Here is a 26,064-nt window from a genome sequence, read left to right on the forward strand (position 1 = left end):
GCTACATTCACTATTAGACACTGCCAACTGATGCTGTAGTGGGTTAGTCGATTCTGCCTGCACCATCACTGGCTGAGCATAAATAAATAATGGCCTCAAGCCCCGTTTGTTCTGGGTATTTGGCTTCAATAGCGTTGACAACAGCATCGGTAAGTTCATGATCAATTAAGGCTACAACGCAGCCATCACTCATACGAACACCGCCACGGTTGCCAATGACGTCTTTAACAATACCGACAAGGGTATCGATTTCTTGCGTGGAAATGTCGAAATCGGTTTTCATTGAGTCATGAGATTGTGCCATCAACTGACTGAAACGTGTTATATCATTTTGCTCAAGTGCTCTAGCAGCATTTACAGTACGTTGATTCTCAGTTAACACATGCCTTGCTCGACAAAATAGCGTGTCACCTAGGGCATGCTTTTCACGATTTAGCTGCACCAAACTGACTTCTCTTAATGACTCAATGGCTAATAGGTCGTTAATTTCGGCACACTCTTTTTTGCGTGCTTCAAATCGTTCTATTAAACTTTGGCGATCGATATGTGGATCGACAATTAATAAACTGAGATTTTCAGGGATCGAGACAGGCTCACTATCAAGCTCTAAACAATCAATGAGCAGGGCATGATCAGCTTCAGCCAAGGCGCTAATGGTTTGATCCATAATACCTGACTCAGTTTTTATAAAGCGGTGTTCGCCACGTTGCGCTATTTGGGCAATAGCAAGTGGTGATAAGTGCAGTTGACTGGCATAGCTGATAGCGGTGCCAAAAGCGACCTCTAAGGCAGCAGAAGATGACATGCCGGCACCTAAAGGCACATTGCCAACAATCGCTAAATCAAGCCCTTTTGCTTTTAGGCCCGATTGAAACATCGACGCGGTAAATCCTTTTAAATAATTACCCCAGCTATTACTGTCTTGGCTGGTACTTTCTTCACCAAATTTCCACTGTATTATCTGACCCGGAAACGCATCAGTTACAGCACGAAATGTATTGTCACTGCGCTCTTTAACAGCGATGACAGTGTGAAAGTTAATTGCAGCGGGTAAAACAAATCCTTCGTTATAATCCGTGTGTTCGCCAATAATATTGACGCGACCTGGTGCTTGATAAAGGTCGTCAGCCGTAGTTCCAAATGTTTGTACAAACAACTTCATGGCTTTTTGAGCAGGATTAGACATACAGTTACAGTTCCAAAGAATGCCGAATTACTTAGATATTTTTACGAGTATCGAATTGACTACTTAACTTTAAACTTAGACTAAATTGAGTTAATTGTCCGATAGATATGTGATTTATATCACGATTGGTCGGAGGTGTAACTAGGATTCACTATTTTGATTCCATTTCTGACCGAAAATGGATATTTATTAAGTAAATTCATGTCGTTTGGTGTAGCCGCTTATCTTAAAGGACTATTCTAATGCGGCTATTATTTCGTTTAAAGAACAACAGCCGTCTAGATTAAACAGTATCAAGCGCCCATTTTAGACAGCCTTGATCATGAATCGAGTTACTCTTTTTTTGTTATTCGTCGACTTAATGCCGACTGACTGATACCTAACATTTGCGCGGCTGCGGTTTGATTATTTGCCGTACGGCTCATTGCTTCATCAATCAAGGCTTGGCTCATATCGGCTAAGGTCGGTAAAGTCTGCGGAAAAATAATCCGATTTCCTTTAGGAGAGTTTGATGATTTAAGTGCATTAATCGCTTCCATAAATGGGGAGATGGTTAACTGCACTCCATCACTGCGACTGACTGCATCGAACACCATGCCTTTGAGCTCATGTAAGTTACCTGGGAAGTCATAATCTTGAAGCTGTGTCGCTAGATCGCTTGGTTGATGCGGCGGTGTTGAGTTCATTTCTTCTGCAGCTTGTGCGATAAAATGATTAATCAACATCGATATATCAAGTTTGCGCTGCCTTAAAGGGGGTAAATGGATTTTATGGGCACGTAAGCGATAGAGCAAATCACGCCTAAATTTACCTTCTTGGCTCAAGGCGAGTAAATCTTGTTGAGTGGAAGCTATGATGCGGCAATTGACTGGATAGGGTCTGTCACTGCCCATTGGGTAATATTGTTTTTGCTGCAAAATATCAACAAGCTTCGCTTGGCATGATAAAGGCAAATCTGCAATCTCATTAAGGTAGAGCAACCCTTTGCCTACTTGGTGTAATGCGCCAGCTTGCGATTGGCCTGGTTCTTGGCTTAAGCGCCCAAAGACCTGAAGTTCAAAAGCGCTTTCACTTATTCCTGCTAAATTGATATTAATAAAAGGGGCATCAGGGCTGCATAACTGATGGCAACTCTTTGCAAATTCATCTTTGCCTGTGCCACTTTCACCGTAAATCAGTATTGGCTCAGGGCTAAAAGCCACCGCTTCTAAATAACGAAATTGATCAAGCAAGGCTGGCTCGCAGGTCAGAATATTATTAAACGCACTGGGCTGGGTTAACGTTTTGCTTAAAAAGCTTTCTTTTATTCTATGGTAATTACGCTCTAGCCCGACGACTTCTAAAGCACGGCGCACCGTTAATGCTAATTCAGCGACATCATCAGTTTTAATAAAGTAGTTATAAGCGCCATGTTTAATACAGCGCACCGCTGTTTCTACTTCATTGACACCAGTAACAATAATCACTCGAGTGTTGGGATACTCAAGGCGGATTTGCTCGAGTAAATCCTCGCCCGAATGAAATGGCATCGTTAGATCAAGTAACACAAGGGCGTAGTCAGTGCCTTCTAACCGACTCATCACTTGGCGGCTATCAACACAGGTGTCGATAACAGCTTCTGGTACTAAACGATTTAAGGTCACTGATAGTGTACGTAGCCATGAGGCTTCATCGTCGACGAGTAAGATATTACGTGCGAGTTTCACTGTATTGGCTTCCTGCTATTTGTTGTTGATGAGCTTATTGGCGAAAAAGGCGCAGATTGTTCAGGTTCGATGGCACTAAACACCAAAGTAAACTGACTACCTTGATTGAGTGTTGAAGTGACTTTCATCTCACCGTGATGCTCTTTTAAAATGCGGCTGCACACTGAGAGCCCTAGGCCGCTTCCACCGTATGAGCGACGTGTCGTGAAAAATGGCTCAGTGATCCGCTTCAGCGTCGCTTTGTCCATGCCTGAACCATTATCTTCAACACTGACATAGGCAGCTTTGCCTTTCATTGCTGTACGTAAATGGATATGGCCATTAGTGGTGTCCATGGCATGACATGCATTTTGAATAAGGTTAATTAACACTTGGTGTAACTGCTGGGCGTCGCCTTTGATAATTGGGCTTGGCTCAGCAAGCTCAACGGTAACTTGGAACCGCTTAAGCTGGTTGGCGGTTAAACGCTGGGCTACGTGTACCACTTCATTTAAGCTGGTAGCTTGATGGTTCGCTGACAAATTTGGTAATGCGTAACATTTAAGATCATTAACGATTCTGGAGATGCGTTTAGCACTCTCTTCTACGACCTCATTACTGTGGTTAATCTCGGCGAAAGCCGCTTGAGGATCTAATCCTGCAATTAACCAAAACGGGTTTTGTTGTTGGTAATACTCGGCAGCAGGTTGCAGATCTTTCATTGCCTCGGCAAACAGAGCAATGGAGTGAATAATAATGCCGGTTGGGTTATTAATTTCATGGGCGACACCAGCCGATAACTCGCCTAAAGAGGCTAAGCGACTGGCTTCATCATTGGCTTGGCGCAAATGCTGTTGCTCAGTGTTTTCTTCAAGTAGTACAACGGCTTGCTCGTCAGCAATTGGATGAATTTGCACTTGCCAATACTGAGCAAGATATCCCATGTCAGCAATAAAGGACTTTTTAGAGTCAATGACGCTTTTAACACTTTCAGCTAAATCAAAAGGCGACCCATCAATGTAATGAAACTGGCTATGAGTCAATAACTGATTATTGTCATTACTCCACAGGCACTGCATTTGTTTATCAAAGATGGTCATTCCATGAGGTATACCATCCAGCACAGCTTGGAACTGCTGTGATAATGAACGGATTTTTTGCTCGGCGATTTTACGTTGTTGTAGCTCAAGCGCTAATGCTTCAGAGCGATACTTCAAACTACGGCTTACGGAAAAGGTATACAGCATGCCCATTGCCGAAATTATCGAAATAACAATAGATAAAGTGAGCATCTTTTGGTGAGTTGAGGTGATATCAAACTTTTCTCGTCCCATGCCAAACCATTTATTGACTAATCTGTCATATTCTCCCGAAATTTTCAGTTGCCTTAAAGCATCATTGATTTCTTTCAATAACGGGGCATTGGCAGGATGACTAACAAAGGTAAATGCACCAAAAATTAATGCATCACTGGCGCTGCGCACTGATGGGTATTTGGGTTGTAACCGTCTAGCGACAAAATTCTCCGCTAGGACCACATCCACTTCTTTACTCATCAACATTTGAAAGCCTGTTTCGTACAAATCGACTTTCACTTGGGTGAAATCTTGTGGCTGATTTTTTAAAAAGATATCCACAAACGCGCCATTTTTAATGGCCACCCGTTTACCAACTAAGTCAGACCAATTATCGATGTAGTCTTCACCTTGCAAAGTAAAGGCTTTGGCATGCGTGGCATACACAGGATCGGATTGCGCCAGTTCTCGACGAAAGTTAACAGGGCTAACAACTGCAATCACATCCACATCACTGTCGCTACTGTGCATGTCACTGACTAATTGCTGAAATGTCTTGCGCCTCACTGTAATAGGCTTGTTCAACAGTAAACCAATGCTTTCCATGAGTTCTACATTAAACCCTTGATCCACGCCATTATCTCGCCACTCAAGCGGCGCAGTTGTGGAGTGCACACCAAACACAATTGCCTCTTCAGCATTAGCAGGTATGGATAGTATTAGCAGTAATAGCGCAAAATATTTCATCAAAGGATAATGGATTTACAAGAGATATTAGCTGCACTTTAGCAAATGATAATCTTCAGAACTGTGGCATTGAGCGTAAATATGACACAAAGATGAGCAGTGAGATTCAAGCTTGATTTTAGTCAGTTTATTTCTAAGCTTTGACACGTCTTAGTTTGAAAGAACCAAGAAATTCAGCATCAATTGATTGTGACACAGATCACTACAGGCTATGCAAAAATGCATAGTCACCATTGAGGTTATGCGCTTTTGCATAGCTATAAATGGCAGATGTGATCCGCTGTAAAGTTTCAAATCGAGTCTGCAGAGTTTGATTGAGGCCGCATTAACCCAGAGTCAAAATAGTCTTACATCAGGTTCAATAGCAAAAGGTATGGCTTAGTGATTAAGCATGCCAAGGCGAATTAGCGTCATTGCTATTTTTAAGGAGTTACCATGAAATTAACACGATGCGCAGCCTTGTTAGCTGTACTACTTGGCTCAGCGGGGTTAGCGGGAGGCGCAATTGCAGCTGACAACCTTGCTGACTTTCACTCAGAAAATCAAGATTGTGAAAGCTGTCATTTACCAAGTGGTGAATTGTCTAATGACAGCTTAACTTATGAAAATGAACAGTGTGTGTCGTGTCATGGCACGTTAGCGGAAGTGGCAGAAAGCAATACTCGTGAAAATTATAATGCCCATGAATCTCACTTCCCAGGTGATGTCGCATGTACATCATGTCATAGCGGCCATGAAAAATCAGTCGTGTATTGTGACTCTTGCCATAGCTTTGAGTTTGATATGCCATTTGGCAGCAAATGGGAGCGCTACGAACCTACGATTGCAGAATTAGCAAAAGATGCAGCAGATCGTAAAGCGGCATTATCAGCAGCACCAAGTGACATTGTGAATGTGGTGGTTGTGGGCTCTGGTGGCGCAGGCTTCTCAGCCGCAGTGGCAGCAACGGATGCAGGCGCTAAAGTTATTTTGATTGAAAAAGAGCCAGTGATTGGTGGTAACGCTAAATTGGCTGCAGGTGGTATGAACGCCGCGTGGACTGATCAACAAAAAGCTAAAGATATTAAAGATAGCGTTGAGTCTATGTATAAAGACACCATGAAAGGTGGTCGCGAGTTAAACGATCCTAAGTTAGTGGATGTATTAACCTCTCACTCTAAAGGCTCTGTTGATTGGATGACAGGCATGGGCGCTGATTTAAATGATGTTGGTCGTATGGGCGGCGCATCAGCTAACCGTTCTCATCGTCCTACAGGAGGTGCAGGTGTAGGGGCTCACGTCATTCAAGTGCTTTATGATAATGCACTTAAGCGTGATATCGACATGCGTATGAATACCCGTGGTGTTGAAGTTATCAAAGATGATTCAGGTAAAGTGGAAGGTTTACTGGTTAAAGGTAAATACAAAGGTTACTACTGGATTAAAGCTGAAGCGGTCGTCATGGCAACGGGTGGATTTGGTCGTAACAATGAACGTGTTGCTAAACTTGATCCTAAGTTAAAAGGCTTTATTTCAACTAACCAGCCAGGTGCGACAGGTGATGGTTTAGATGTTGCGGGTAACGCTGGCGCAGGCATGACAGATATCCAATACATTCAAGCGCATCCTACTTTGTCAGTGAAAGGCGGGGTGATGGTGACTGAAGCGGTGCGTGGTAACGGTGCCATTTTGGTTAATAAAGAAGGTAAGCGCTTCGTTAATGAAATCACTACTCGTGATAAAGCTGCTGCGGCGATTCTTAATCAAACCGGTAAAGTGGCTTACTTAATCTTTGATGATTCAGTGCGTAAATCATTGAAGAAAATCGATAAGTACATTCAACTTGGTGTCGTGCCATCAGCTGAAACGCCAGAGAAGTTAGGCAAAATTGAAGGTATTGACGGTAAAGCACTAACGGCAACGATTGCTCAATACAACAAGTTAGTTGCAGCAGGCAAAGACACTGACTTTGAACGTGCGAACTTACCACGTGCATTAAATGAAGGTCATTACTACGCCATTGAAGTTACACCAGGTGTGCATCACACCATGGGCGGTGTTTCAATTGACGATAAAGCGGAAGTGCTCTCAGAAGATAAGAAAGTGATTCCTGGTTTATACGGTGCAGGTGAAGTGACAGGTGGTGTTCATGGTGCCAACCGTTTAGGTGGTAACGCAATCTCTGACATCATTACCTTTGGCCGCTTAGCAGGTGAGCAAGCGGCAGCCTATTCAAAAAAATAGTCATCAATTTTGAATCGGTAGTAACAAAATAGCATGACTCCCCTTCATGCTAATAACTAAAAAGTGAGCCTCATGGCTCACTTTTTTATGTCTGGTTTATCTTTGGTTATCAGTATTGGTGAGCAAGTTAAAACGCATTTTGCCTGTATGCGCGAGCAATTTATGTAAAGCAAAGCTAATTGAACTTGTTACAGAAATCGTTAAGGTCGCAAAAATGGCAACCAAAATGACGATCTGATATTTGACTGCGATTATGGGGTCTACACCCCCTAAAATTTGTCCAGTCATCATGCCAGGTAAACTGACTAATCCCGTTGTCGCCATCGATGCCAGAATCGGGGCAAAAGATTGTTGCAGCGCTGTTTGCACAAAAGGCGCTGCCGCTTGTTTAGGTGTTGCACCCAAGGCAAGTGCGCCTTGATATTGTGCTTGCTGTTGGTCAAATGCAGCAAATAATCGCTGCAGAGCAATAATATTGCTACTTAAACTATTTCCCAGCAACATTCCTGCTGTGGGTATCAAATATTGCGCATTGTAAATCGGTGTAGGCTGAAATAACCACAACATCATGATGAGCAATATTGGCACAAGTCCTAGTATTAAGCCTGATATAACAGGCGCCATCAGTGGGTGTTTGGGTAAATTAGCCTTGCTGATTATGGCGCTAGCCCCCACAAGTAACATCACGATAAGCCAAATGAAGTTAACCCAAAGGTTATCAAGGTGAAAAAGATACTGCAGATACACACCAATTAACGCCATTTGCACCGTCATACGAGTCACCGCAATGGCCATATCTTTGCCCAAGTGAAGCTGATAAACCTGATTAATCGCAATGGGGGCGATTAATACCAGCATAAATAACCCAAGCGCTAACCAGCTAATATCCATAGGGTGTCTCGTTTAATTGATGAATACAGTTCCCCGTCGTTGACAGGCATTGTAGATAAAATATGAGCATAAAAAAGCGCCTTATGAAACCATAAGGCGCAGATAGATTCACGTTAGCGTGTCACGCTATGCTATTACTGAGAAGCTATGGCTTACTGAGAATTTGGTTTATTTCATCAGACGCGACAGCCTTATCTTGTGAATTGTCTTGTGAATTGTCTTGTTCGTCTTCAGTGACTGGCTCTAATAACTCATGGATGACATTATCCACAAAACCTGCACCAGCAGCTTCGTACAAGTTATATACGCTGTCTACACCTTGCTCTTTGAGTGACAATGCATCTTCTGAGTACTGGACTATCGCACTAATTTTGCCTTTATACTCCAGTTTTTTCAGTTGCTCTACAGCAAACATATTCCCCACATGGTGCGGCATGGCAAGTAACACGAGTTCTAGACTTGGGGCACGCTCAAGCTTTTCCCAAAAGTCGGTATCGCTGGCATCACCTTGCACCACATTACGGCCCTCATTACGATGAAAATCGACCAAATCTTGTTTATGTTCAATTCCTAGAATTTCGCCTTTATATTTACTGCGAAGCTCATCGTAGGCGCCCGAGCCAATGCGGCCCATACCTAGAATCAAAAAGCGTGGATTGCCGACAGGAATTTGTCTGTCTTCAGGATGCAATGGGTGCTTTTCTAAGGTCGTTACTGTTGTCTGAAAACGCTGATAAATGCGGTTGACGCTGGCATTCAGCGGCGCTGCAATTAAAAAGCTAATACTTAACGCTACGGCGAGAATAATCAGCCACTCAGCAGGTAACCAGCCTTTTTGCGCGGCCACGGCTGCTACGATTAAGCCAAACTCACTGTAATTACCTAAGTTAAACGATGCAAACATTGATGTACGAGCACGCAGTTTAAAGCGAGTTAATATGACAAAGAACAGCATGATTTTAAACGGCACTAATAGTACCAATAGGCCTGCTAAACCGACATCTTCAATGGTTGGTAGTCCATTTAAGCCAATCGTTAAAAAGAACGCCACTAAGAACAGTTCTTTAAAGTAATAAATTGATTTGGCCAGCTCAGAGGATTTAGCGTGACCAGCAAGTAAAATCCCCATGATCAAGGCGCCTAAATCTGGCTTTAATCCGACCGCCTCAAATACCCAAGCGCCCATAACCAATGCCATAGCAAGACCAAATAGAATTAGCATTTCACCGTGGCCAACACGATCAAACACTTTATAAATAACCGGTTTTAACAGCGGCAATAACAATAAACCCAGAGCATAAACTGAGGGGAATTCACCTTTAGAGATAGTTAAGAACAAGACAGCGAAGATATCTTGCATGATCAAGATACCAATAGCGATACGGCCGTATAACGCTTGGCCATCACCGTTTTCATCTAGCACTTTAACGGCAAATACCGTACTGGAGAAGCTTAATGCGAAGCTCAGCAGCAATAGTTGGTTCATTTCAAGATCAACCAATCTATCTAAGCCAACCAAGCCTAACAATTTAAGGATAGGTAAAAAGAATAGAATTGAGCCAACTAAGTGAAGACTGGAACTGGCCCAAATCTCCGACTTAAGTAAACTTTTAACATCCAGCTTTAAGCCAATGGCGAACAGTAACAACATGACGCCTAAGTCTGCTAACTCTTGTAGCAGTGGAACACTTTCATCTTGTACGCCAAAGATAAACAGTAAGAAGCCGGCCGCTAAATAACCAATGAGCGGAGGGAGTCCCACTCGGCTGACTAGCATGCCGCAAAGAAGGGTAATAATGAAAATTGCTGGTTCCATAATGCCTTAAGTCTAGTTGTTGAAAAGAGGTTGTAGGTAAGTAGATTGTATAAGAAATTAATTAACTTGATATTAAAAATTGCGTATAAAATAAAAAAATGGCCAATTTAATTACTAAATTGACCATTTATCAGTAGTTTACTATGTGGTGAAATTATTTTTTAAGTAATAAATCTAGGTGTTCAGCAAACGGTTTAGGCCCCATAAAGCCTGTTACTCGTAAATCTTCACGTTGGTTGCCATTTTCATCAAACATCAACAAGGTAGGTAAGCCTAATACGCTGAAATGTTCTAGCAATTCCACATCAATCGCATCACTCTTAGTGACATCAGCTTGTAGTAACACCATTTGATCTAAACGTGACATCACTTCAGGGGCAACAAAGGTAATGTTTTCAAACTCTTTACACGCCACACACCAGTCGGCGTATAAATCTAACATTACGGTTTTGCCACTAATACTGGCCTTATCGAGTTCAACTTCTAAATCTTCTACAGATTTAATAATTGTAAACTCAGCATGCTCAACTTTAGCTGTTTGACTAATTTGAGTGCTCATTGAAGGCGCTTGCATCCCCAATGCAGACATTACCGCTTGGAAACCATACGAGAAACTGGCAAGCAAAGTCAGCATCAGTAGCACGCCTCGAGTGGTTTGCTTCCAGTTAAATTCTGAAAGTTTATTCTGGTGCATTAAGTAGCCAGTTAAGCTAATACCCCAAATTGACCACAGTACATCAGACACTACGCCAGGCCAGATACGGCCGACCATCACAATCGATACCGAAATCAGTAAGAAACCGAAGATGGTCTTGATGATATCCATCCATGCACCTGCACGAGGTAACAGCTTACCACCAGATGTACCAATAATAAGAAGGGGAACCCCCATGCCCATGCTTAATACATACAAGGCTAAGAAGCCTTGGAGCAGATCACCACTTTGTGCAACATAAATAAGCGCACCAGACAGCGGCGCAGTAGTACAAGGGGAGGCCACTAAGCCTGAAATCACGCCCATAAAGAATACGCCAACAAGGTTGCCACCTTTTTGGTTATTCGACAGGGTGTTCATTTTGTCTTGCCATTTACCAGGTAGACGCAGCTCGTACAGACCAAACATCGATAAACTTAATAGCACAAACATGACGGCTAAGAAGATTAAGATAGCGGGATGCTGCAGCGCCGCTTGAAACTTCATTCCGGCAGAAGCTACCACTAAACCTAATAGCGAATAGGTGATGGCCATACCTTGAACATAGGCCATCGATAAGGTGAATGCTTTAGCCGTTGATAACTGCTTGCCTTGGCCAACAATAATGCCAGACAAAATAGGGTACATTGGGAATACACATGGGGTTAACGCTAATCCAATACCTAAACCAAAAAAGATAATTAAGGTCCACATTAGACTGTCGTTAGCTAACATCTGGCTCAAACTATCTTGCTGAGTAATTGGCGCTTGTGTGTCAGTGTTTTCTGAGGCGTTATCAGCCGCTTTCTTTGCTGCATAAGCATCGCCGATGATGGCTTTTTTCGTTGCAATTTTACCGTCGTTTGCTTCAACCGCATCTAAAATGACATCACGCTTGGTTGGGGGGTAACACAGTTTCCCTTCAGCACAGCCCATAAAGGTTACTTGTACTTTGGCATCGTCAGCGGCTTCTTTTATCGCTAATGGCAATGTAACAAATGAATAGTAAACGGCTTGCTCGCCAAAGTACTCGTCATCGTGCATCTTGCCTTTGGGGAGGTCAATATCACCAATCACAGCGCCATCGGCACTAAATTGCAGTTTGTCGCGGTACATGTAGTAGCCGTCAGCAATGACAAAGCTTATGGCGACTTGATTACCTTTTTGCTGGTAATCAAATACAAAAGCTTCTTCAACGGGCATTAATTCAGGCTCATCTTGCAAAAAACTGAATTTATTACTGTTGCTAAAAATGTCTTCACTGTGAGCTAAAGGGGAGAGCAGCAGTAAAGTGGTAAATATAAGCGCAAATATTTTTTTCATGATTGAGAAGTTTCTTTTATCCATTGTAAATAGTTTGGCAAGCCTTGAGCGATCGGCACAGCGATTAACTCTGGTACTTCATAAGGGTGTTGTTGGATCACTAATTGTTCAATGGCATCATAATGACAGGCCAAACATTTTATGTGCATTCCTACTTCACTACTATGACAAACCTCATCCTCCCATACATAGACTGACTCCATTTGTGGATACAGTTGTACGCATGCTGCCAGCTTTGCATCGACTAAGGCACTAGCCAGTTTCTTGGCACTGGCAATATCAGGACAAGTTGTTATAACTAATAAATACGCTGCTGACATAGGGAGTCTATCATCTTTGGTTTATCTTAAAGTTAGCTTAAGCTTAATAACCTAAAATAGGTGATTGCCAAGGCTGGTATATTTATCACGACCCTTTATTGCAACTAATTTTCATTATTCACAATAAAGCAATACTGTACGATTTTTTGTAATCGGTTGCATTAGTCATTAATGATTATCGTGACGCGTCTTGAATTAAGACCCGACTACCCCCATATATCGTTCATAGCCAATGAAAAAATTGAGGCCAACATGCTGTTAGTTATATTTTTAGTGTTTATTCTTGTCCCTGCTATTGAATTATCAGTACTGATTTCAGTAGGTGAAGTGTTCGGCTCATTAAATACCATTGCATTAGTGTTTTTAACTGCGATTGTGGGTGTGTCATTGGTTCGTAGCCAAGGCTTGAGCACCTTGATGTCTGTGCAATCTAAGCTTGAGCGTGGCGAAGCGCCAGGCAAAGAAATTGTTGAAGGTATGATGCTTGCTGCTGCTGGTTTATTACTGTTATTCCCAGGGTTTGTGACTGACTTTATTGGTTTATTACTGCTTACCCCCATCACTCGCTCGCCGATTGCGAGTTATATTTTTAAACGCATGCAAATGCGAGTTGTTGCTGGTGGCGGTTTTCAAGGACAAGCTGGACAAAACCCGTTTGGTCAACAAGGTTTTGGTCAAAATCCATTTGATCAAGGCCGTCATGGAGATAACGGTAATACGTTCGATGGCGACTTTGAGCGTAAATTCGATCCAAGTGAATTAACCCCAGAAACTCATCAAGTTGAAGTGAAAGATATCACGCCGAAAAGCGACGATAAGTCAGAAGATGAAAAAACGAAATAACGACGCGATTTAAGTCACTGCGCTATATACCTTAATGCTGACGCAGTTAAGGAAAGGCTGCCCATTTCGTATAAATGCGACTAAAAAAGAAAGCCGGCTGAGAATACTCAGCCGGCTTTTTTGTTACTGCTTGGCAAATTTAATCACTGGAATGAGCAGCGGCATCATCCATTTTTTTACCCATTATAAAAGCGCTAATGGTGCCACCAATCCAACAGAGTAAAAAGGCGTACATTGCCAAAGTGGCCGACGTGGGTAAGTTGGCAGTGACACTCGCGTGCACTGCGCTATATATGGCTGTAAAGTCTAAGGCGATGTTACCTGCGACAATATCATCGGCTATGGCTTGAGCTCGCTCGATAACCACAATCATCATGGCGCATAAACTGGCAAAACAGGTGATGATAATACCCCAACCCATTGCCTTTTTGCCCAAATATAAATGTCCTGTGCCAGGGCAGACAAAGGCATTGAGTAGCGCGGCATTAATGGATTTACTCATAAATGATTCCTCATATTCTTCCTTGAATGCTTGCGTCATGACACTCGGTTACATAAACCTGTATAACGCTACGTTATGACACATTGGGCAAGTAATACAAATTAATAAATCGTCATCTTGATAAGTTGCTAAAGCGCCAGATGTTAGATTCCAGACGGCTTAGATAACGCTGTCAGCGGAGTTTGTAATGCCACTATCACTACCGCTATTACCATTTGAATTATTATTGGTGTACTTAACCGAAGGATGTTCAGTGATCCTGCAAGCCATAATGTAACAGGCTATTCCCATAATCACGTTAGTCACTGGTATAGCAATAAACAAGCCTTTTACGCCGCCCAAATACATCCCTAAAGCAGCCAGTGGCAACATCAATCCAAACAACCTGATGACATTAATGACTAATGACTTTAGTGGTCGGTGGTAGGCATTTAAACAGGTGGCAAACATGATAACGATAGCAAGCCAGCCGTAAGCAGCAGGCAATACTTGAATATAAAAACTCAGCCAATCGATGACTAAAGGGTCGCTACTGAACAACTTAGCAATGGATTCGCCACTTAACAATATTGGAATATACATTAAGCTTTGAAACACAAATGCAAACCGTAGTGCGAGCAACATGCCTTCTTTGGCTCGCTTGTGTTGTCCGGCCCCGAGGTTTTGCCCAACAAATGGCATAAGACTGGAGGTCATCGCCATGGTGACTACAATAAATAAGGTTTCTAAGCGAATACCTGCCCCATAAGCTGCCACAGCGGCTTGGTCTGCTCGGGCTAGCATGGCTAATATCACCCCATTGGCAATAGGATTTAGCATATTCATTAAGGCGGCAGGTCGTGCAATGTGACCTAATGTTTTCCAGTTCTTTTTTATCCTTAGCTTACATAAACTCATCATTTCGAGGATTTGTTTTTTAAACACTAAGATATAAACAGACACGGTAAATGAAACGACCCAAGAGACCAATGTCGCAATGGCAGCCCCTTGGATTTCTAATCGTGGAAATGGCCCGATACCAAAAATAAGGAAGGGATCTAAAACCAGATTAATAATGGCGGCAACAGACATAATAATTGCTGGTGAGCGGGTGTCACCAGTTGCTCTTATTCCTTGGTTACCGACCATTAATAAGACTAAAAGTGGAGCACTGATGAACCAAATCAGCATGTAATCGTGGATCAGTGGTAACGTTTTTTCGTTTGCCCCCATTAGGGTAAACAATGGGTCAATGGCCATAATTCCTACTGACACCAGTACACTGACTAATAAAAACGTCAGTAATAGGGCATCAAACAAGAAATTTTTCGCTTTATCATGATGACCAGCGCCAATGAGCCTTGCTAAGTTTGTTGATACAGCGGCACCAATGCCTATTGCAATACTTGCAAAAACAACAGCGACAGGAAAAGTAAAACTGACAGCAGTAAGCGCATCAGTCCCTAATTGGCTAATGAAAAACGTATCTATAAGGCTTCCACCATAAATGGTGAGGATACCGATAAGGTTAGGGAAACTCATGTTAAATAGCACGCGGCCAATGGGTGCGCTGAGTAACCCGTGTTTATCTATCATTAATCTCGACTTAAACACGAAAACGGGAGGCAAATACTACCAGCATTCATTCTGTATTAATAAATACTCGCTACAAATTTTACAAAAAAATCGCAGTTTTTTAGAAAAGCCCCTTGGAACTGTGATCATCTACCCCCATATATCATTCATCAAAGGGTAAATACCCTTATCATTTGTTTAAACCGCCTCGTTTGTGGGCAGCAATCATTAGGAGAGTCCGTAGATGAATATTCGTCCATTACATGACCGCGTAATCGTAAAACGTTTAGAGGTTGAGTCAACTTCAGCTGGTGGCATCGTATTAACTGGTAGCGCTGCAGAAGTATCAACACGTGGTGAAATCCTAGCTGTAGGCAATGGTCGCATCTTAGAAAACGGTGAAGTTAAAGCCCTTGATGTAAAAGTCGGCGACGTAGTGATTTTCAATGAAGGTTACGGTGTGAAGAAAGAAAAGATTGATGGTGAAGAAGTTCTTATCCTATCAGAATCTGACTTAATGGCAGTTGTAGGTTAATCCTAATTATTAACTCGCTTTCAATCATCAACAAATTTTAAGGAACAGACAAATGTCAGCAAAAGAAGTTAAATTTGGCAGTGACGCTCGCGTTAAAATGCTAGACGGCGTAAACATTCTAGCTAATGCAGTAAAAGTGACTTTAGGCCCTAAAGGTCGTAACGTTGTTTTAGACAAAAGCTTTGGCGCACCACTTATCACTAAAGATGGTGTTTCAGTTGCGAAAGAAATCGAACTAGAAGACAAGTTTGAAAACATGGGCGCACAAATGGTGAAAGAAGTTGCTTCTAAAGCCAATGATGCTGCGGGTGACGGTACCACTACCGCTACTGTTCTTGCACAATCAATTGTGACTGAAGGTCTTAAGGCTGTTGCCGCGGGTATGAACCCAATGGATCTTAAGCGTGGTATCGACAAAGCCGTTGTTGCCGCTGTAACTGAGCTTAAAGCATTGTCTCAAGAGTGTTCAGACTCTAAAGCGATTGCTCAGGTTGGTACTATTTCAGCTAACTCTGACGAATCAATCGGTGAAATCATTGCCACTGCAATGGAGCGCGTCGGTAAAGAAGGCGTTATCACTGTTGAAGAAGGCCAAGCACTAGAAAACGAATTAGACGTTGTTGAAGGTATGCAGTTTGACCGTGGTTACCTATCACCATACTTCATCAATAAGCCAGAAACTGGCAGCGTAGAGTTAGATTCTCCATTTATCTTATTAGTTGATAAGAAAATCTCTAACATCCGTGAATTACTACCAATTCTTGAAGGTCTAGCAAAAACAGGTAAGCCATTGCTTATCGTTGCAGAAGACGTTGAAGGTGAAGCATTAGCAACATTAGTTGTGAACAACATGCGTGGCATCGTTAAAGTGGCTGCTGTTAAAGCACCAGGCTTTGGTGATCGTCGTAAAGCAATGCTACAAGACATCGCAATCTTAACTGGCGGTACAGTTATCGCTGAAGAAATCGGTCTTGAAATTGAAAAAGCGACCCTAGAAGATTTAGGTACTGCTAAGCGTGTTGTTATCACTAAAGATAACGCAACCATCATCGATGGTAACGGCGAGCAAGTTCAAATCTCTGCACGCGTATCGCAAATCAAACAACAAGTTGAAGAATCAACGTCTGACTACGACAAAGAAAAGCTACAAGAGCGTATGGCTAAGTTAGCTGGCGGTGTTGCAGTGATTAAAGTTGGCGCAGCGACAGAAGTTGAAATGAAAGAGAAAAAAGCGCGCGTAGAAGATGCATTACATGCAACTCGTGCTGCAGTTGAAGAAGGTGTTGTACCAGGAGGCGGGGTAGCGCTAGTACGTGTTGCATCTAAAATTGCTGAAGTTGAAGTGAGCAACGAAGATCAAAAACACGGCGTTATTATCGCACTACGTTCAATGGAAGCACCACTTCGTCAAATCGCGACTAACGCAGGTGAAGAAGCATCAGTTGTGGCTAACAACGTGAAAAATGGTAACGGCAACTACGGTTACAACGCAGGTAACGACACTTACGGCGACATGCTAGAAATGGGTATTCTTGACCCAACTAAAGTAACCCGTAGTGCACTACAGTTTGCAGCATCTATTGCAGGTCTTATGATCACAACAGAAGCAATGGTAGCTGAAATTCCACAAGAAGCTGCAGCGCCTGATATGGGCGGTATGGGCGGCGGAATGGGCGGAATGGGCGGCATGATGTAATTTACTGGTTTAAATGGGTTATAGCTGCGTTACTTTGCAGCTCGTGTAGAAAAACACTACACGTCGCTACAAAAAGCCTTGCTCTAAGCCCATTTATCCTGCGTAAATGCTCTGCTGGTCTCTAGCCTAAAAGCTTAGAACCGAACTTCTTGTAAAAGAAAATGAAAGCCCCGATACCTAACGGTATCGGGGCTTTTTGCTTAGAGTTCAAAAGCGTTATTTCGATTAAGTTTACTTCGAACTCACTTTTCCCGTGAATTCTTCCATGGGTTTAGAGATTTAATTCTTATGTAGGGCAACTTCTATTCATAGCCATAAATATTTTAATCTCTCCTGCATGTATATGATTGAGTTTACACTAGCTTTTAACTATCCAGTCAATTGCTGATTTTGCTTTATCCTTAATAGAGGGATAAAGCAAGCTGGCAACAGTTGAAGAAAGTATGCCAACAATAAAGCTAATCAGTAAGCTAATAAACTGAACAGATACATCATCATTGTTAACGTCATCTAGAGTTTTTTTAAGACTAATAATTTCTTCACCTTGGAGTGTTTTAATGGTATCCAAGTTTTTCTTAAGTTCACGAAAGGTTACCCCGTCATCATCCATCTTGGCCTTTAAATCAACCCAAGCTTCATATTGAGCATCAATTTCTCTAGTAGTTAAATTAATAAGAGCTACTGTTTTTGTGATCGTAGAACGTATGTCTTTGAGCGGTAATGATTCAATGTCATTAATCATTAAATTCATCTTATCAGAGTGCTCTTGTAACTTAGTTAAACTGTTTGGTGTACGGGTAACTAGCATAAGGTTTGTGCTGGTGGCATTTTCCATACCCATAGTGACAACCGCAGCTCGATAGCCTAGTAAGCCGAAAACCCCTAAGATAATTAAAACAAGAACTATTACCCTTTTCTGAGTAATCATCATTCTTTGAGCAGGGGTTAGTTGGCGGTTCATTACGCAGTCCTGATGAGAGGATTAGTTGATCAATAAAACTACTTTACCACTTTGTTAAAATAAATGTAACCAATTGTATTTATGAATTTTATTGGTGAAAAGGATAAGTGGGAGCAGAGTAAACTTTAACCACTTACCTTAATTGCTTTTGATGTTTTCTTATATAAAAATCAAATAAAGCCAATAAAACTAGATAAAATACAATGTATATAAAAACAGTAACTTTCTTTTCCGGAACAAATTGGAATTTATAAATGAAGTCATTAAGAACCATAAAAGCACCATAGCCCATACAACCAGTAAGTAACTTTGTTTTCTTTGGTTTATATATAGCGATACACAATTTTGAATAAACGGTATTAAAATGCACTAAACTAAATAATATTGAATAAACTAAAAATTCAATATACCAATCAGAAAATCCTACCAAATAAACAGCTATATAAACACAAAACCAAGTCATAATTACCATAACCGCTTGATTGAAAACTTGGTCGTTATACTCCATGTTTTCTGAGTTTATTTCCCGCATAAATATCCTTAAAAAGTGGAAATTGGGGGCAGAGTAAACTTTTTCAGCCCCCCTTAAATATCAATTACACCATTGTCTTTCACATGGCACACCGTCGTTGTCGATTTGGTGTTTGAGCAAAACTCATATTTTTAGATTGAATTCTGCGTTTGCTATGCGCTTAATCATTTGCGGGTCAGTATCTCCAGTGAATCTTATCCAACGTTTGTAGGTGTCTATGGCTGCTTGATAAAAGGATTGTTGGTAATTTAAATCTGCGAGTAATCGCAGTGCAGCAGCATGATCTTGATCTGACAAAAGTTGATTTTCAGTCGCTGCAGTTAAGTAGTTTATTGCAGTATCAAAATCTCTTTTTTCTGCAGTAAAACTACCGATAAGTCTATTGACATAAGCTTGTTCAAATGGAGTCGATGTTTTTATAACTTTCGCTGTCGATATAGCCTGATCTAGTTTTCCATCTAAGTACAGTTGGAAGCTATGGCTGATTGATTTCCATAGATATTGGTCTGTAATGATTTGGTTTTTATTCGGTGGGCGAGGGGTGAAGTTACTGGTGAAAGAATCAGAGTTAACCGCATTTTTATCACTTAAGGTAAAGTCGAGTTGGATCGTCATTTCATGTTGATGAATAGCCTCTCCATTAACTATTTTGGGTCTGTATTCCCATTTGCTTAAAGATTCGATAGCCGCTTGGTCGAATACGCCTTCAGGGTTAGATTTCAATACGCTAATATTTTCAGTGTTGCCTTGGGCATTTATATCGAAATTCAACTGCACCCAACCTTCAATACCTTCATTTGCCGCAGCAATGGGGTATTTAGCTGGAGATGGTTTTACCAACGGCCTCTTGCTCAAATTTTCAATATCCGTTTCTTTATGGGGTGCTATGGCTTCAGAAGTCGATTGACTGCCTGCGATTGTGCAACCGCAAGTTATCAGAATCAAACTTAGAGTAATTATTTGTCTTTTCACTATTTTTAAATTTCCTTTATTTTTGTTTTCGTTAACACTAAGTGCTCGGTTTATGAACAGTTTATATAGCCACCCATGATCAGAAAAGAGAAAAGTGGGGTCAGAGTAAACTTTTATCCTGACCTTTGAGCATCAGTTACACCACTGGCTTTCACAGGGGATGCCGTCTCTATCACCGTCCATTTTTGTACCTGGGCAGTTGTTATTATAAAAAGTCGCCTCGGCACATGAGCGCATATGGCTACAGTGGGTTTTTCCTGCCTCACAGCGGAAATTTTGTACGGGCTTAAACTGCATTTGTTCAATATCTTGGTTAGTTAGTACTGGTGTTGCGGTCATGTCTTTATATTTTTGAAAGCCGAATATGCCGAGGGCTAATATGACTAAAAGAGGGATAAGCATGCCGCTTGTTGATCTATTATTGTCGTGTCGGCGATTATTATTGGACTTGCGGGTAGAGGTGACTGCGACACCTTCGATATTGGCTTTTATCGCTTTGATCTTTCCATCACTTTGAGTTTCTGAAAAGTAGTTAATTTGGTCGCCTACGAGTGGTTTTCTCGTCATGTGTTTGAGTATTGATATATGAATGAATATATCTTTATTACCTGTGGAATCAGGTTTGATAAAACCAAAGCCTTTTTCGTCGTTCCAACGAACAAGTTTGCCCTTTTCCATGTTTTTCAATTGCTATTCCTTAGACTATTTGCTGACTATGACTGCAATCTTGGCAATTCAAGGTGTAAGTTTCTTTTCGTTTTTGTACTTTGGTATTTTTGCTGTGGCACATGGGGCAGGCTTGTTTCATTGGCGTATTTTTAGTGCATTGATTACAGTTGATGTAATAACCAAACTTACCGTACATTGGGATATAATTTGTTGATTCACCACAATGTTTACAGCTTAATTTTGTCGCTGATGCAGCTTGGTTATTAGTTATTGGCGTGGTGTTATTAACTGCTGTTGGTGCTTGGGGTTGCTGATTTTCTTCAGGAGTTTTAGTGACCACTTCACTTGCTTGGCTATTGCCATCGATATGCTGGCTGATGATGAAGTGGCCTATAGAATCGAGTTCTTCTTGGTCGAAGTAAGGTCGAGTGTCATAGACATTAACTTTTCTTAAAAGCTTATTTCCTAGTTTCATTATTTTGTTGAGCTTATCCACCAAAAACTCAGATTTGACCAACTTGTCAGACACTTTCTGAGGCATAGTGTTTCTATCAATGATCGCATCACTTGATACCACGCAGAGGTGATCCCAACGGCGACCATTGAAACCTTGTTGAATACCTAGCATCTTGCCAAGAATTTCTACTTTATGATGCTTGAGTAGTTCTTTGAGTAATAGCTGTTGCAGTTCAACTTGCTTGATTGGCGAGGGGATGCCTGACCATTGGTTGTTATAGCTGCGAGTCCATTCTTGTTGCTGATTGACCTTTACATGACCTTTAATGCTTTTTGATTCGATCAGTACAAAGCCATAGGGGTAAATGATCAAGTGGTCGATCTGGGCGACTTCATCATTAAAGGTGAATTTGAAATCATTGATGATCAGTATTTCGGGGTTATCTTTAAATGCACGGCGTAAAAAGAAGGCCACGTTTTGCTCTTGCTTTTGACCAGCAATAGCCTGTGGTGAAGCCGTATTTTGAAGGGTTTTGGTTTTTAGAATCATTTATCAACAGCATCCATTCATAACTTGATAACAATCAGTACCATAATACTCATAGAATACGTTTTAAGGCTATATATTATTTAAGTTTGGAAATGACTTGCGAAATAAGTGAGGTCATAAGTAGGAACAGAGTAAATTTTTCAAAGTCCCATTTTAATAATATGAAAATAAAGTCCTGATACAGTTAAGTATCGGGGCTTTTTGATCGGGAGAGGAAACATCATTTGGTTAAAGTTTAATCTGCCCTCACTTACTTCTTTCTTTAGCTAGCTTGAGAGAGCATAGGATATTGCAGAAGCTGAGCGAGTTGTTGGTTGATTTTGGGGCTCATTTGCTCGCTCAAAAACTCTATTCCTAATGACAGCACTCCATTACGACCAGCATTGCTATTACTCACTTTGGCCTTGATTTTAAGTGGCACAGTACTCGCGTCTAAACTAATAGCTAGCTCAATCAATCTGTCTAAATGATGTAAGGTTTTAGGTTGGCTATCGGTTTTAAAGCGACAACCCGATATCGAAATATCATGGATTGTCCCGGTCAGTAATTGGCTATGTTGCTCAGAGTTAGCTTGCTGAACGCTCAAGCTAGCAGGGAGATGAGTACTCAACCTTGCTTGTTTGCGCAGGTTAATCATCTCTAATTTTTTTGGGAAATCGATAAACAACAGATAATAGGGAGCTCTACTTACCGACTGGATACGCACTTTAAAAGCAACGCAGGCACCTGTATTACCTTCAATAATTGATCTTACTACCACAGTCTGCCCTTCAACTAGCATGCTTTCTTGAGTACGAAATACCGTTTTAGGTAACGCCAATAGAAAATACTTGCCAGTTTGAGCACCTACAACACGGCCTTTGATGCGCTCGTTACTAAAAAAAGCAAACTCGATGTCAATTTGGCTATCAGCCTTGAGCAAACCTAAAGTGTGATTGATTTTCTCTGGTTCAGTAACAAGCTGTACGCGTTTATTAGTCACTCTAATGCCACCTCGTGATAAATAGGCCGCAGCCTAAAATAAGTCTAGATTTAGACTTATGCTAACGGATAAATAGGCTACTAATTTGCCATTTGGCGCCAAGCTTGATGGGAAATAATAAAAAAGAGTCAACCAATGCTAATGCCCTTGAGTCATCATGGTGAGAGTTATATGCCCGTTTATGGCATACTGGTTTTCATGCTATGGATCATTCTACTTATTGTCATTGCGGGCTGCGTATTCTTGCCCGGCTTGTGGGTCAATCACATCATTAACAAGTTTAAGCAGCCTGCAGATCGCTACCGTCAGCAAGGTAGCGGTGGTGAACTTGCACGTCACCTTCTAGATCGTTTTGGCCTGCATGACGTCAAGGTTGAAGAGACGCCCGGTGGTGATCATTATGATCCCGCCGCCAAGGCTGTTCGCCTCACGCCTGATAATTTTTCCGGTTACTCCCTAACTGCTGTGACTGTCGCTGCCCACGAAGTCGGGCATGCGCTGCAGGACTCTCGCGGCGAGACGATGTTTATCACGCGACAAAAGCTCGCTAGAGCCGCAATGGTCGGTGAACGTATTGCTGGCATAATGATGTTCGCGGCGCCAGTGGTGTTTATGCTAACCCGTATACCGCAAGCTGGCGCGTTGACTATTTTGATTGGCGTGCTGTCGATGGGGTTGAGCACTATTGTGCATTTGGTGACCTTGCCGGTGGAGTTAGACGCCAGTTATGGCAAGGCGCTGCCCATACTAAAAGAGGGCAATTATCTGCATGACGGTGACCTAAAACATGCGGAGAAGATCCTCAAGGCTGCGGCGTTGACCTACGTGGCAGGCTCGCTGGCTAGCTTGCTCAATCTTGGCCGCTGGATAGCGGTGCTACGCCGCTGATAGGATAAGTGGGTCAGAGTGAATTTAAAAAAACTATATCAATAAAACGAAAATAAAAAACCTGATATTTAACAAAGCATGGGCTTTCATATGCTTAACCTTATAAAGGTTTTCTTCTTTTAAGATCAGATAATCCATGCTCTCGACGATAGAATGGGTTATCTTCGAGTAATTCCACAATCATCAAGTCTAGTTGTTTATCTGAGGGCTCTTTTCCAATATTGTCGTAATGGTCTAGCTGCTTTAGTAAGTCGTACTCAATAAGCACTGCACGTTCTTGGCAATACCTATCTGACTTAACCCAAACTACAGGTGTTCCCCTTGTTGGTGAATCGTACCAAGTACAATGCGAGTATCCATTTGCCCTTAATTCAGAGCCAATCCAAAAGCTATACGTGATACTAGTTATTATCATTAATGGTATTGAAACTATCGTTATTTTGACAAATAGTTTCATCAGAGTATCCTTAAATTTATCTAAAAGGACGAGAATAAACATGTAATCCAATATTGTGAGAACAGGTATAAAAAAGATTGCACCAAAAGCAAAATCTCTATTGCCAATGTAAATATAACTATTTCTTATTTTTTCTATATTACCAAGTTCTTCAAAAAAGACACTGGCGCAAACATAAAACATAAATGAAAAAATAAAGAGTAATACTATCGACAGCACTTTTAGTTGTTTTTTACTCACTGGCTTTTCAGTGAAACTTTTATTACTCATCGTAGACTTAAGCCTCGGTATGGGATACCAAATATTCTATGTAAAAATAATATAGGGTCATCGTTATATTGCCTATTGACTTCTTGCAGTTGGTTATTGATTTTTGAAGTGTTATTGAGCAAATTCTTTTCCATATTGATCATTGCTTCAGCTATTCGGTTGGACCAATATTTGGTATCTATAAACATAGAGCTAAAAAAACCAATAACTGTGCCAACTATAACAATTACTGCTAACCCGCCAACAACAGCAGTCGTTAATGCAGCCGCTGCTGTAACCAACATTAAAGATACAGCTGCACTTCCGGCAGCAATCAATAAATCAACAACCATGCCACCAACAAAGTGGTGCCAGGTTTTTTTATCATCCATCAATTGATCAAATGCATGAAATGCGGCTGAAATCAGAATGGTAACAACCCCACCTGTCTTAATAGTTTTCAGTGCTCCAACTTTTCCTATCCCCATGGAGATGACCTTAGGGTTGTTGGCTAAATATCGAGTGCCAGTAAGATCTCTTCTAAGACCTGCATATCCTTGGAATATGATAAAGGATTTACCAGAATAAGTTGCGAGCTTATATTTATTGAAAACATTCCCACTTCGCTGCATTTCAATTGCTAGTGCACCTAGTGCGATACTATCATCAAATACCGGTATAAAACCGCTTAATGTTTTAATCGAGTCTCGGTATTTATCCTAATATTGTTTGCCTGCTGCAGATGCATTGGAAAGTACTTCGCCCACTTCATTTACAGCTTGCTTTTTAGTCATCCCCTGTTTTAGTTTGTGACTAATATTCAGTTCAATGAATTCGGCAGCGTTCATTTGTACTAAGGTATGTTCGTTACCTGATAATATTTTGGTGAGTTGTTTTTTTCTTTGGTAATCGTGGGTCGCTCTTTTGGCATAAGCTGACATGGAATATCCTTATATTTCGTGTCTCAATCCTTTTTATAATGTCAATTGTACCTTGCTGTGTGATTTATGTAATCTAGTCTTAATAGCTATTTAAAAGCTTTAATACATTCTTAATGTTGTATCGAGGCCAGTTAGTATCAATACAGAAAAATAATTTTATTTATTATTTTGTTCCAACACTCATTTCAAATTCATTGCTGGTTAAAGCTGAAAGCTTGAAGCTAAACTTCTTGGGTAAGAAATTATAAAGCCCTGAAACCTAGCAATTCTGGGCTTTTATTAAAGTATATTAGCATTACGTTCCGTCAGGATTGCGTTATTTTCTCTTAGCCAAAAACCTATTAGATATTAGATGTGACAGTTTATATGTTGTTCTAAGCGCAATAAGTTAGTCGGTGCTAGGCAAGATATAAGGCACGAACCCGAAAACCACCCTGTGCCCTCTACAGTTGCTGCAATTCAAGTTCTTTAACGTATCTACCACGTGTGAATAAGCCATATTTGTCGATACGGTAATTCGCTCTATTTCTCTGCCTTCTTTATCATATAAGGTTTCCTTTTTTATCGATTCTTGAGCCGCGGGTTGTTTTATTTCAATAGGCGGCTCTGAACCATCCAATATGGACTCTAATTTATTCCTCATTACAATCGAATCGCGTAGGTCACTTTGTGAGGCCTTTTCCATCCATTTTTCTGCCAGCTTAAAATCTTGTTCAACATACATCCCATACATGTAATACAAGCCTAATTGATAATGTGCTGGCGGGAAGTCTAACTGTGCAGCTTTTTTTAAGTAGTAAATGCCACGGCTATGACTCACATCCACGCCATTACCAAGCATATAAACGTGAGCTAAGGCCATATGTGCTAACGGGACATTTTCTTTAGAGTACTGGCGAAATGCTCGAACTTCTTCTGCGCATGTGGTCTCACAAAACTCTGAGGATGCAAAAGAAAAGCTCGTTGTTGAAACAAACAACATCACATAAATAATGATTTTCATATTCAATCCTTTGACAGTTTATGATCTATATTCAATTTCAGCATCGCAAAATCGAAGATGTACCAATTCTGATACATATTTATCTCTTTTTTGA

At 41.2% G+C, this 26,064-nt stretch carries 24 protein-coding genes; 5 read left to right on the forward strand and 19 right to left on the reverse strand.

Going from position 1 to position 26,064, the window contains the following annotated elements:
- Nucleotides 1-43: 43 nt before the first annotated feature.
- From galK to A9267_RS14440, 3 genes are all read right to left on the reverse strand, one after another.
- Complete coding sequence (gene galK / locus A9267_RS14430) at nt 44-1,186, reverse strand: galactokinase (protein ID WP_055022867.1); 1,143 nt, start codon at nt 1,184-1,186, stop codon at nt 44-46.
- A gap of 332 nt (nt 1,187-1,518) precedes the next feature.
- Nucleotides 1,519-2,892, reverse strand: a complete 1,374-nt coding sequence (locus A9267_RS14435) for a sigma-54-dependent transcriptional regulator (RefSeq protein ID WP_065109670.1) — start codon at nt 2,890-2,892, stop codon at nt 1,519-1,521.
- On the reverse strand, nt 2,889-4,913 hold the full coding sequence (locus tag A9267_RS14440) for an ATP-binding protein (RefSeq protein WP_065109671.1): 2,025 nt from the start codon (nt 4,911-4,913) through the stop codon (nt 2,889-2,891). The genes A9267_RS14435 and A9267_RS14440 overlap by 4 nt, the downstream gene beginning before the upstream one ends.
- Before the next feature lie 435 nt (nt 4,914-5,348).
- Between A9267_RS14440 and A9267_RS14445 the strand changes: the two genes are divergently transcribed.
- Complete coding sequence (locus A9267_RS14445) at nt 5,349-7,136, forward strand: flavocytochrome c (protein ID WP_065109672.1); 1,788 nt, start codon at nt 5,349-5,351, stop codon at nt 7,134-7,136.
- Nucleotides 7,137-7,232: 96 nt separating this feature from the next.
- Here A9267_RS14445 and A9267_RS14450 read toward each other — a convergent pair whose 3' ends face one another.
- The 4 genes from A9267_RS14450 to cutA form a co-directional block, all read right to left on the reverse strand.
- On the reverse strand, nt 7,233-8,027 hold the full coding sequence (locus A9267_RS14450) for an ABC transporter permease (protein WP_065109673.1): 795 nt from the start codon (nt 8,025-8,027) through the stop codon (nt 7,233-7,235).
- 145 nt (nt 8,028-8,172) lie between these two features.
- Nucleotides 8,173-9,843, reverse strand: a complete 1,671-nt coding sequence (locus A9267_RS14455; protein WP_065109674.1) for a cation:proton antiporter family protein — start codon at nt 9,841-9,843, stop codon at nt 8,173-8,175.
- A gap of 154 nt (nt 9,844-9,997) precedes the next feature.
- On the reverse strand, nt 9,998-11,860 hold the full coding sequence (locus A9267_RS14460) for a protein-disulfide reductase DsbD (RefSeq protein ID WP_065109675.1): 1,863 nt from the start codon (nt 11,858-11,860) through the stop codon (nt 9,998-10,000).
- Nucleotides 11,857-12,180 carry a divalent-cation tolerance protein CutA gene (gene cutA, locus A9267_RS14465; RefSeq protein WP_065109676.1) on the reverse strand — a complete coding sequence of 108 codons (324 nt, stop codon included), beginning with the start codon at nt 12,178-12,180 and terminating at the stop codon, nt 11,857-11,859. The genes A9267_RS14460 and cutA overlap by 4 nt, the downstream gene beginning before the upstream one ends.
- A gap of 252 nt (nt 12,181-12,432) precedes the next feature.
- On the opposite strand from cutA, the gene A9267_RS14470 reads away from it, so the two are divergent.
- A complete protein-coding gene (locus A9267_RS14470) occupies nt 12,433-13,023 on the forward strand; it encodes an FxsA family protein (protein WP_065109677.1) in 591 nt (196 codons plus the stop codon).
- Between the two features lie 139 nt (nt 13,024-13,162).
- Here A9267_RS14470 and A9267_RS14475 read toward each other — a convergent pair whose 3' ends face one another.
- On the reverse strand, nt 13,163-13,525 hold the full coding sequence (locus A9267_RS14475; protein WP_065109678.1) for a hypothetical protein: 363 nt from the start codon (nt 13,523-13,525) through the stop codon (nt 13,163-13,165).
- A 159-nt stretch (nt 13,526-13,684) separates the two neighbouring features.
- Nucleotides 13,685-15,100 carry an MATE family efflux transporter gene (locus A9267_RS14480; protein ID WP_065109679.1) on the reverse strand — a complete coding sequence of 472 codons (1,416 nt, stop codon included), beginning with the start codon at nt 15,098-15,100 and terminating at the stop codon, nt 13,685-13,687.
- A gap of 223 nt (nt 15,101-15,323) precedes the next feature.
- Here A9267_RS14480 and A9267_RS14485 point away from each other — a divergent pair, with 223 nt between their 5' ends.
- Together A9267_RS14485 and groL are read left to right on the forward strand one after the other, a co-directional pair.
- Nucleotides 15,324-15,614, forward strand: coding sequence for a co-chaperone GroES (locus A9267_RS14485; protein ID WP_055022857.1), 291 nt, complete (start codon nt 15,324-15,326; stop codon nt 15,612-15,614).
- A 52-nt stretch (nt 15,615-15,666) separates the two neighbouring features.
- Nucleotides 15,667-17,310 (forward strand): chaperonin GroEL, encoded by a 1,644-nt coding sequence (groL, locus tag A9267_RS14490; protein WP_065109680.1) that lies wholly within the window; start codon nt 15,667-15,669, stop codon nt 17,308-17,310.
- Nucleotides 17,311-17,668: 358 nt separating this feature from the next.
- Here groL and A9267_RS14495 read toward each other — a convergent pair whose 3' ends face one another.
- The 6 genes from A9267_RS14495 to A9267_RS14520 all read right to left on the reverse strand — a co-directional run bounded on the left by A9267_RS14495 (nt 17,669) and on the right by A9267_RS14520 (nt 22,432).
- Nucleotides 17,669-18,271, reverse strand: a complete 603-nt coding sequence (locus A9267_RS14495; RefSeq protein ID WP_065109681.1) for a hypothetical protein — start codon at nt 18,269-18,271, stop codon at nt 17,669-17,671.
- A gap of 133 nt (nt 18,272-18,404) precedes the next feature.
- Nucleotides 18,405-18,803, reverse strand: coding sequence for a hypothetical protein (locus A9267_RS14500; RefSeq protein ID WP_065109682.1), 399 nt, complete (start codon nt 18,801-18,803; stop codon nt 18,405-18,407).
- 123 nt (nt 18,804-18,926) lie between these two features.
- Nucleotides 18,927-19,775, reverse strand: coding sequence for an energy transducer TonB (locus A9267_RS14505; RefSeq protein WP_065109683.1), 849 nt, complete (start codon nt 19,773-19,775; stop codon nt 18,927-18,929).
- Between the two features lie 132 nt (nt 19,776-19,907).
- Nucleotides 19,908-20,453 carry an excalibur calcium-binding domain-containing protein gene (locus tag A9267_RS14510; protein ID WP_065110031.1) on the reverse strand — a complete coding sequence of 182 codons (546 nt, stop codon included), beginning with the start codon at nt 20,451-20,453 and terminating at the stop codon, nt 19,908-19,910.
- 19 nt (nt 20,454-20,472) lie between these two features.
- Nucleotides 20,473-21,450, reverse strand: a complete 978-nt coding sequence (locus tag A9267_RS14515; RefSeq protein ID WP_065109684.1) for a nuclease-related domain-containing protein — start codon at nt 21,448-21,450, stop codon at nt 20,473-20,475.
- A 262-nt stretch (nt 21,451-21,712) separates the two neighbouring features.
- On the reverse strand, nt 21,713-22,432 hold the full coding sequence (locus A9267_RS14520; protein WP_065109685.1) for a PilZ domain-containing protein: 720 nt from the start codon (nt 22,430-22,432) through the stop codon (nt 21,713-21,715).
- Nucleotides 22,433-22,603: 171 nt separating this feature from the next.
- Between A9267_RS14520 and A9267_RS14525 the strand changes: the two genes are divergently transcribed.
- The gene (locus A9267_RS14525) at nt 22,604-23,320 is read left to right on the forward strand and encodes a zinc metallopeptidase (protein WP_231919144.1); all 717 of its coding nucleotides are present in this window, start codon (nt 22,604-22,606) and stop codon (nt 23,318-23,320) included.
- Between the two features lie 100 nt (nt 23,321-23,420).
- On the opposite strand, the gene A9267_RS14530 is transcribed toward A9267_RS14525, so the two are convergent.
- The 4 genes from A9267_RS14530 to A9267_RS14545 form a co-directional block, all read right to left on the reverse strand.
- A complete protein-coding gene (locus A9267_RS14530; RefSeq protein ID WP_065109686.1) occupies nt 23,421-24,047 on the reverse strand; it encodes a DUF1240 domain-containing protein in 627 nt (208 codons plus the stop codon).
- Complete coding sequence (locus tag A9267_RS14535) at nt 24,044-24,658, reverse strand: hypothetical protein (RefSeq protein WP_156669175.1); 615 nt, start codon at nt 24,656-24,658, stop codon at nt 24,044-24,046. The genes A9267_RS14530 and A9267_RS14535 overlap by 4 nt, the downstream gene beginning before the upstream one ends.
- Nucleotides 24,659-24,745: 87 nt before the next feature.
- A complete protein-coding gene (locus A9267_RS14540) occupies nt 24,746-24,967 on the reverse strand; it encodes a hypothetical protein (protein ID WP_065109688.1) in 222 nt (73 codons plus the stop codon).
- 388 nt (nt 24,968-25,355) lie between these two features.
- Nucleotides 25,356-25,970 carry a tetratricopeptide repeat protein gene (locus A9267_RS14545; protein WP_065109689.1) on the reverse strand — a complete coding sequence of 205 codons (615 nt, stop codon included), beginning with the start codon at nt 25,968-25,970 and terminating at the stop codon, nt 25,356-25,358.
- Nucleotides 25,971-26,064 lie beyond the last annotated feature (94 nt).

This window comes from Shewanella sp. UCD-FRSSP16_17 (assembly GCF_001675935.1).
GTDB lineage: Bacteria > Pseudomonadota > Gammaproteobacteria > Enterobacterales > Shewanellaceae > Shewanella > Shewanella japonica.

Bases quoted from the DNA above. Each gene is read 5' to 3' on its own strand.
- galK (WP_055022867.1), bottom strand. From the start codon at position 1,186: ATGTCTAATCCTGCTCAAAAAGCCATGAAGTTGTTTGTACAAACATTT.
- A9267_RS14440 (WP_065109671.1), bottom strand. From the start codon at position 4,913: ATGAAATATTTTGCGCTATTACTGCTAATACTATCCATACCTGCTAAT.
- A9267_RS14445 (WP_065109672.1), top strand. From the start codon at position 5,349: ATGAAATTAACACGATGCGCAGCCTTGTTAGCTGTACTACTTGGCTCA.
- A9267_RS14450 (WP_065109673.1), bottom strand. From the start codon at position 8,027: ATGGATATTAGCTGGTTAGCGCTTGGGTTATTTATGCTGGTATTAATC.
- A9267_RS14455 (WP_065109674.1), bottom strand. From the start codon at position 9,843: ATGGAACCAGCAATTTTCATTATTACCCTTCTTTGCGGCATGCTAGTC.
- A9267_RS14460 (WP_065109675.1), bottom strand. From the start codon at position 11,860: ATGAAAAAAATATTTGCGCTTATATTTACCACTTTACTGCTGCTCTCC.
- cutA (WP_065109676.1), bottom strand. From the start codon at position 12,180: ATGTCAGCAGCGTATTTATTAGTTATAACAACTTGTCCTGATATTGCC.
- A9267_RS14470 (WP_065109677.1), top strand. From the start codon at position 12,433: ATGCTGTTAGTTATATTTTTAGTGTTTATTCTTGTCCCTGCTATTGAA.
- A9267_RS14475 (WP_065109678.1), bottom strand. From the start codon at position 13,525: ATGAGTAAATCCATTAATGCCGCGCTACTCAATGCCTTTGTCTGCCCT.
- A9267_RS14480 (WP_065109679.1), bottom strand. From the start codon at position 15,100: ATGATAGATAAACACGGGTTACTCAGCGCACCCATTGGCCGCGTGCTA.
- A9267_RS14485 (WP_055022857.1), top strand. From the start codon at position 15,324: ATGAATATTCGTCCATTACATGACCGCGTAATCGTAAAACGTTTAGAG.
- groL (WP_065109680.1), top strand. From the start codon at position 15,667: ATGTCAGCAAAAGAAGTTAAATTTGGCAGTGACGCTCGCGTTAAAATG.
- A9267_RS14495 (WP_065109681.1), bottom strand. From the start codon at position 18,271: ATGAACCGCCAACTAACCCCTGCTCAAAGAATGATGATTACTCAGAAA.
- A9267_RS14500 (WP_065109682.1), bottom strand. From the start codon at position 18,803: ATGCGGGAAATAAACTCAGAAAACATGGAGTATAACGACCAAGTTTTC.
- A9267_RS14510 (WP_065110031.1), bottom strand. From the start codon at position 20,453: ATGGAAAAGGGCAAACTTGTTCGTTGGAACGACGAAAAAGGCTTTGGT.
- A9267_RS14515 (WP_065109684.1), bottom strand. From the start codon at position 21,450: ATGATTCTAAAAACCAAAACCCTTCAAAATACGGCTTCACCACAGGCT.
- A9267_RS14525 (WP_231919144.1), top strand. From the start codon at position 22,604: ATGCCCGTTTATGGCATACTGGTTTTCATGCTATGGATCATTCTACTT.
- A9267_RS14530 (WP_065109686.1), bottom strand. From the start codon at position 24,047: ATGAGTAATAAAAGTTTCACTGAAAAGCCAGTGAGTAAAAAACAACTA.
- A9267_RS14535 (WP_156669175.1), bottom strand. From the start codon at position 24,658: ATGCAGCGAAGTGGGAATGTTTTCAATAAATATAAGCTCGCAACTTAT.
- A9267_RS14540 (WP_065109688.1), bottom strand. From the start codon at position 24,967: ATGTCAGCTTATGCCAAAAGAGCGACCCACGATTACCAAAGAAAAAAA.
- A9267_RS14545 (WP_065109689.1), bottom strand. From the start codon at position 25,970: ATGAAAATCATTATTTATGTGATGTTGTTTGTTTCAACAACGAGCTTT.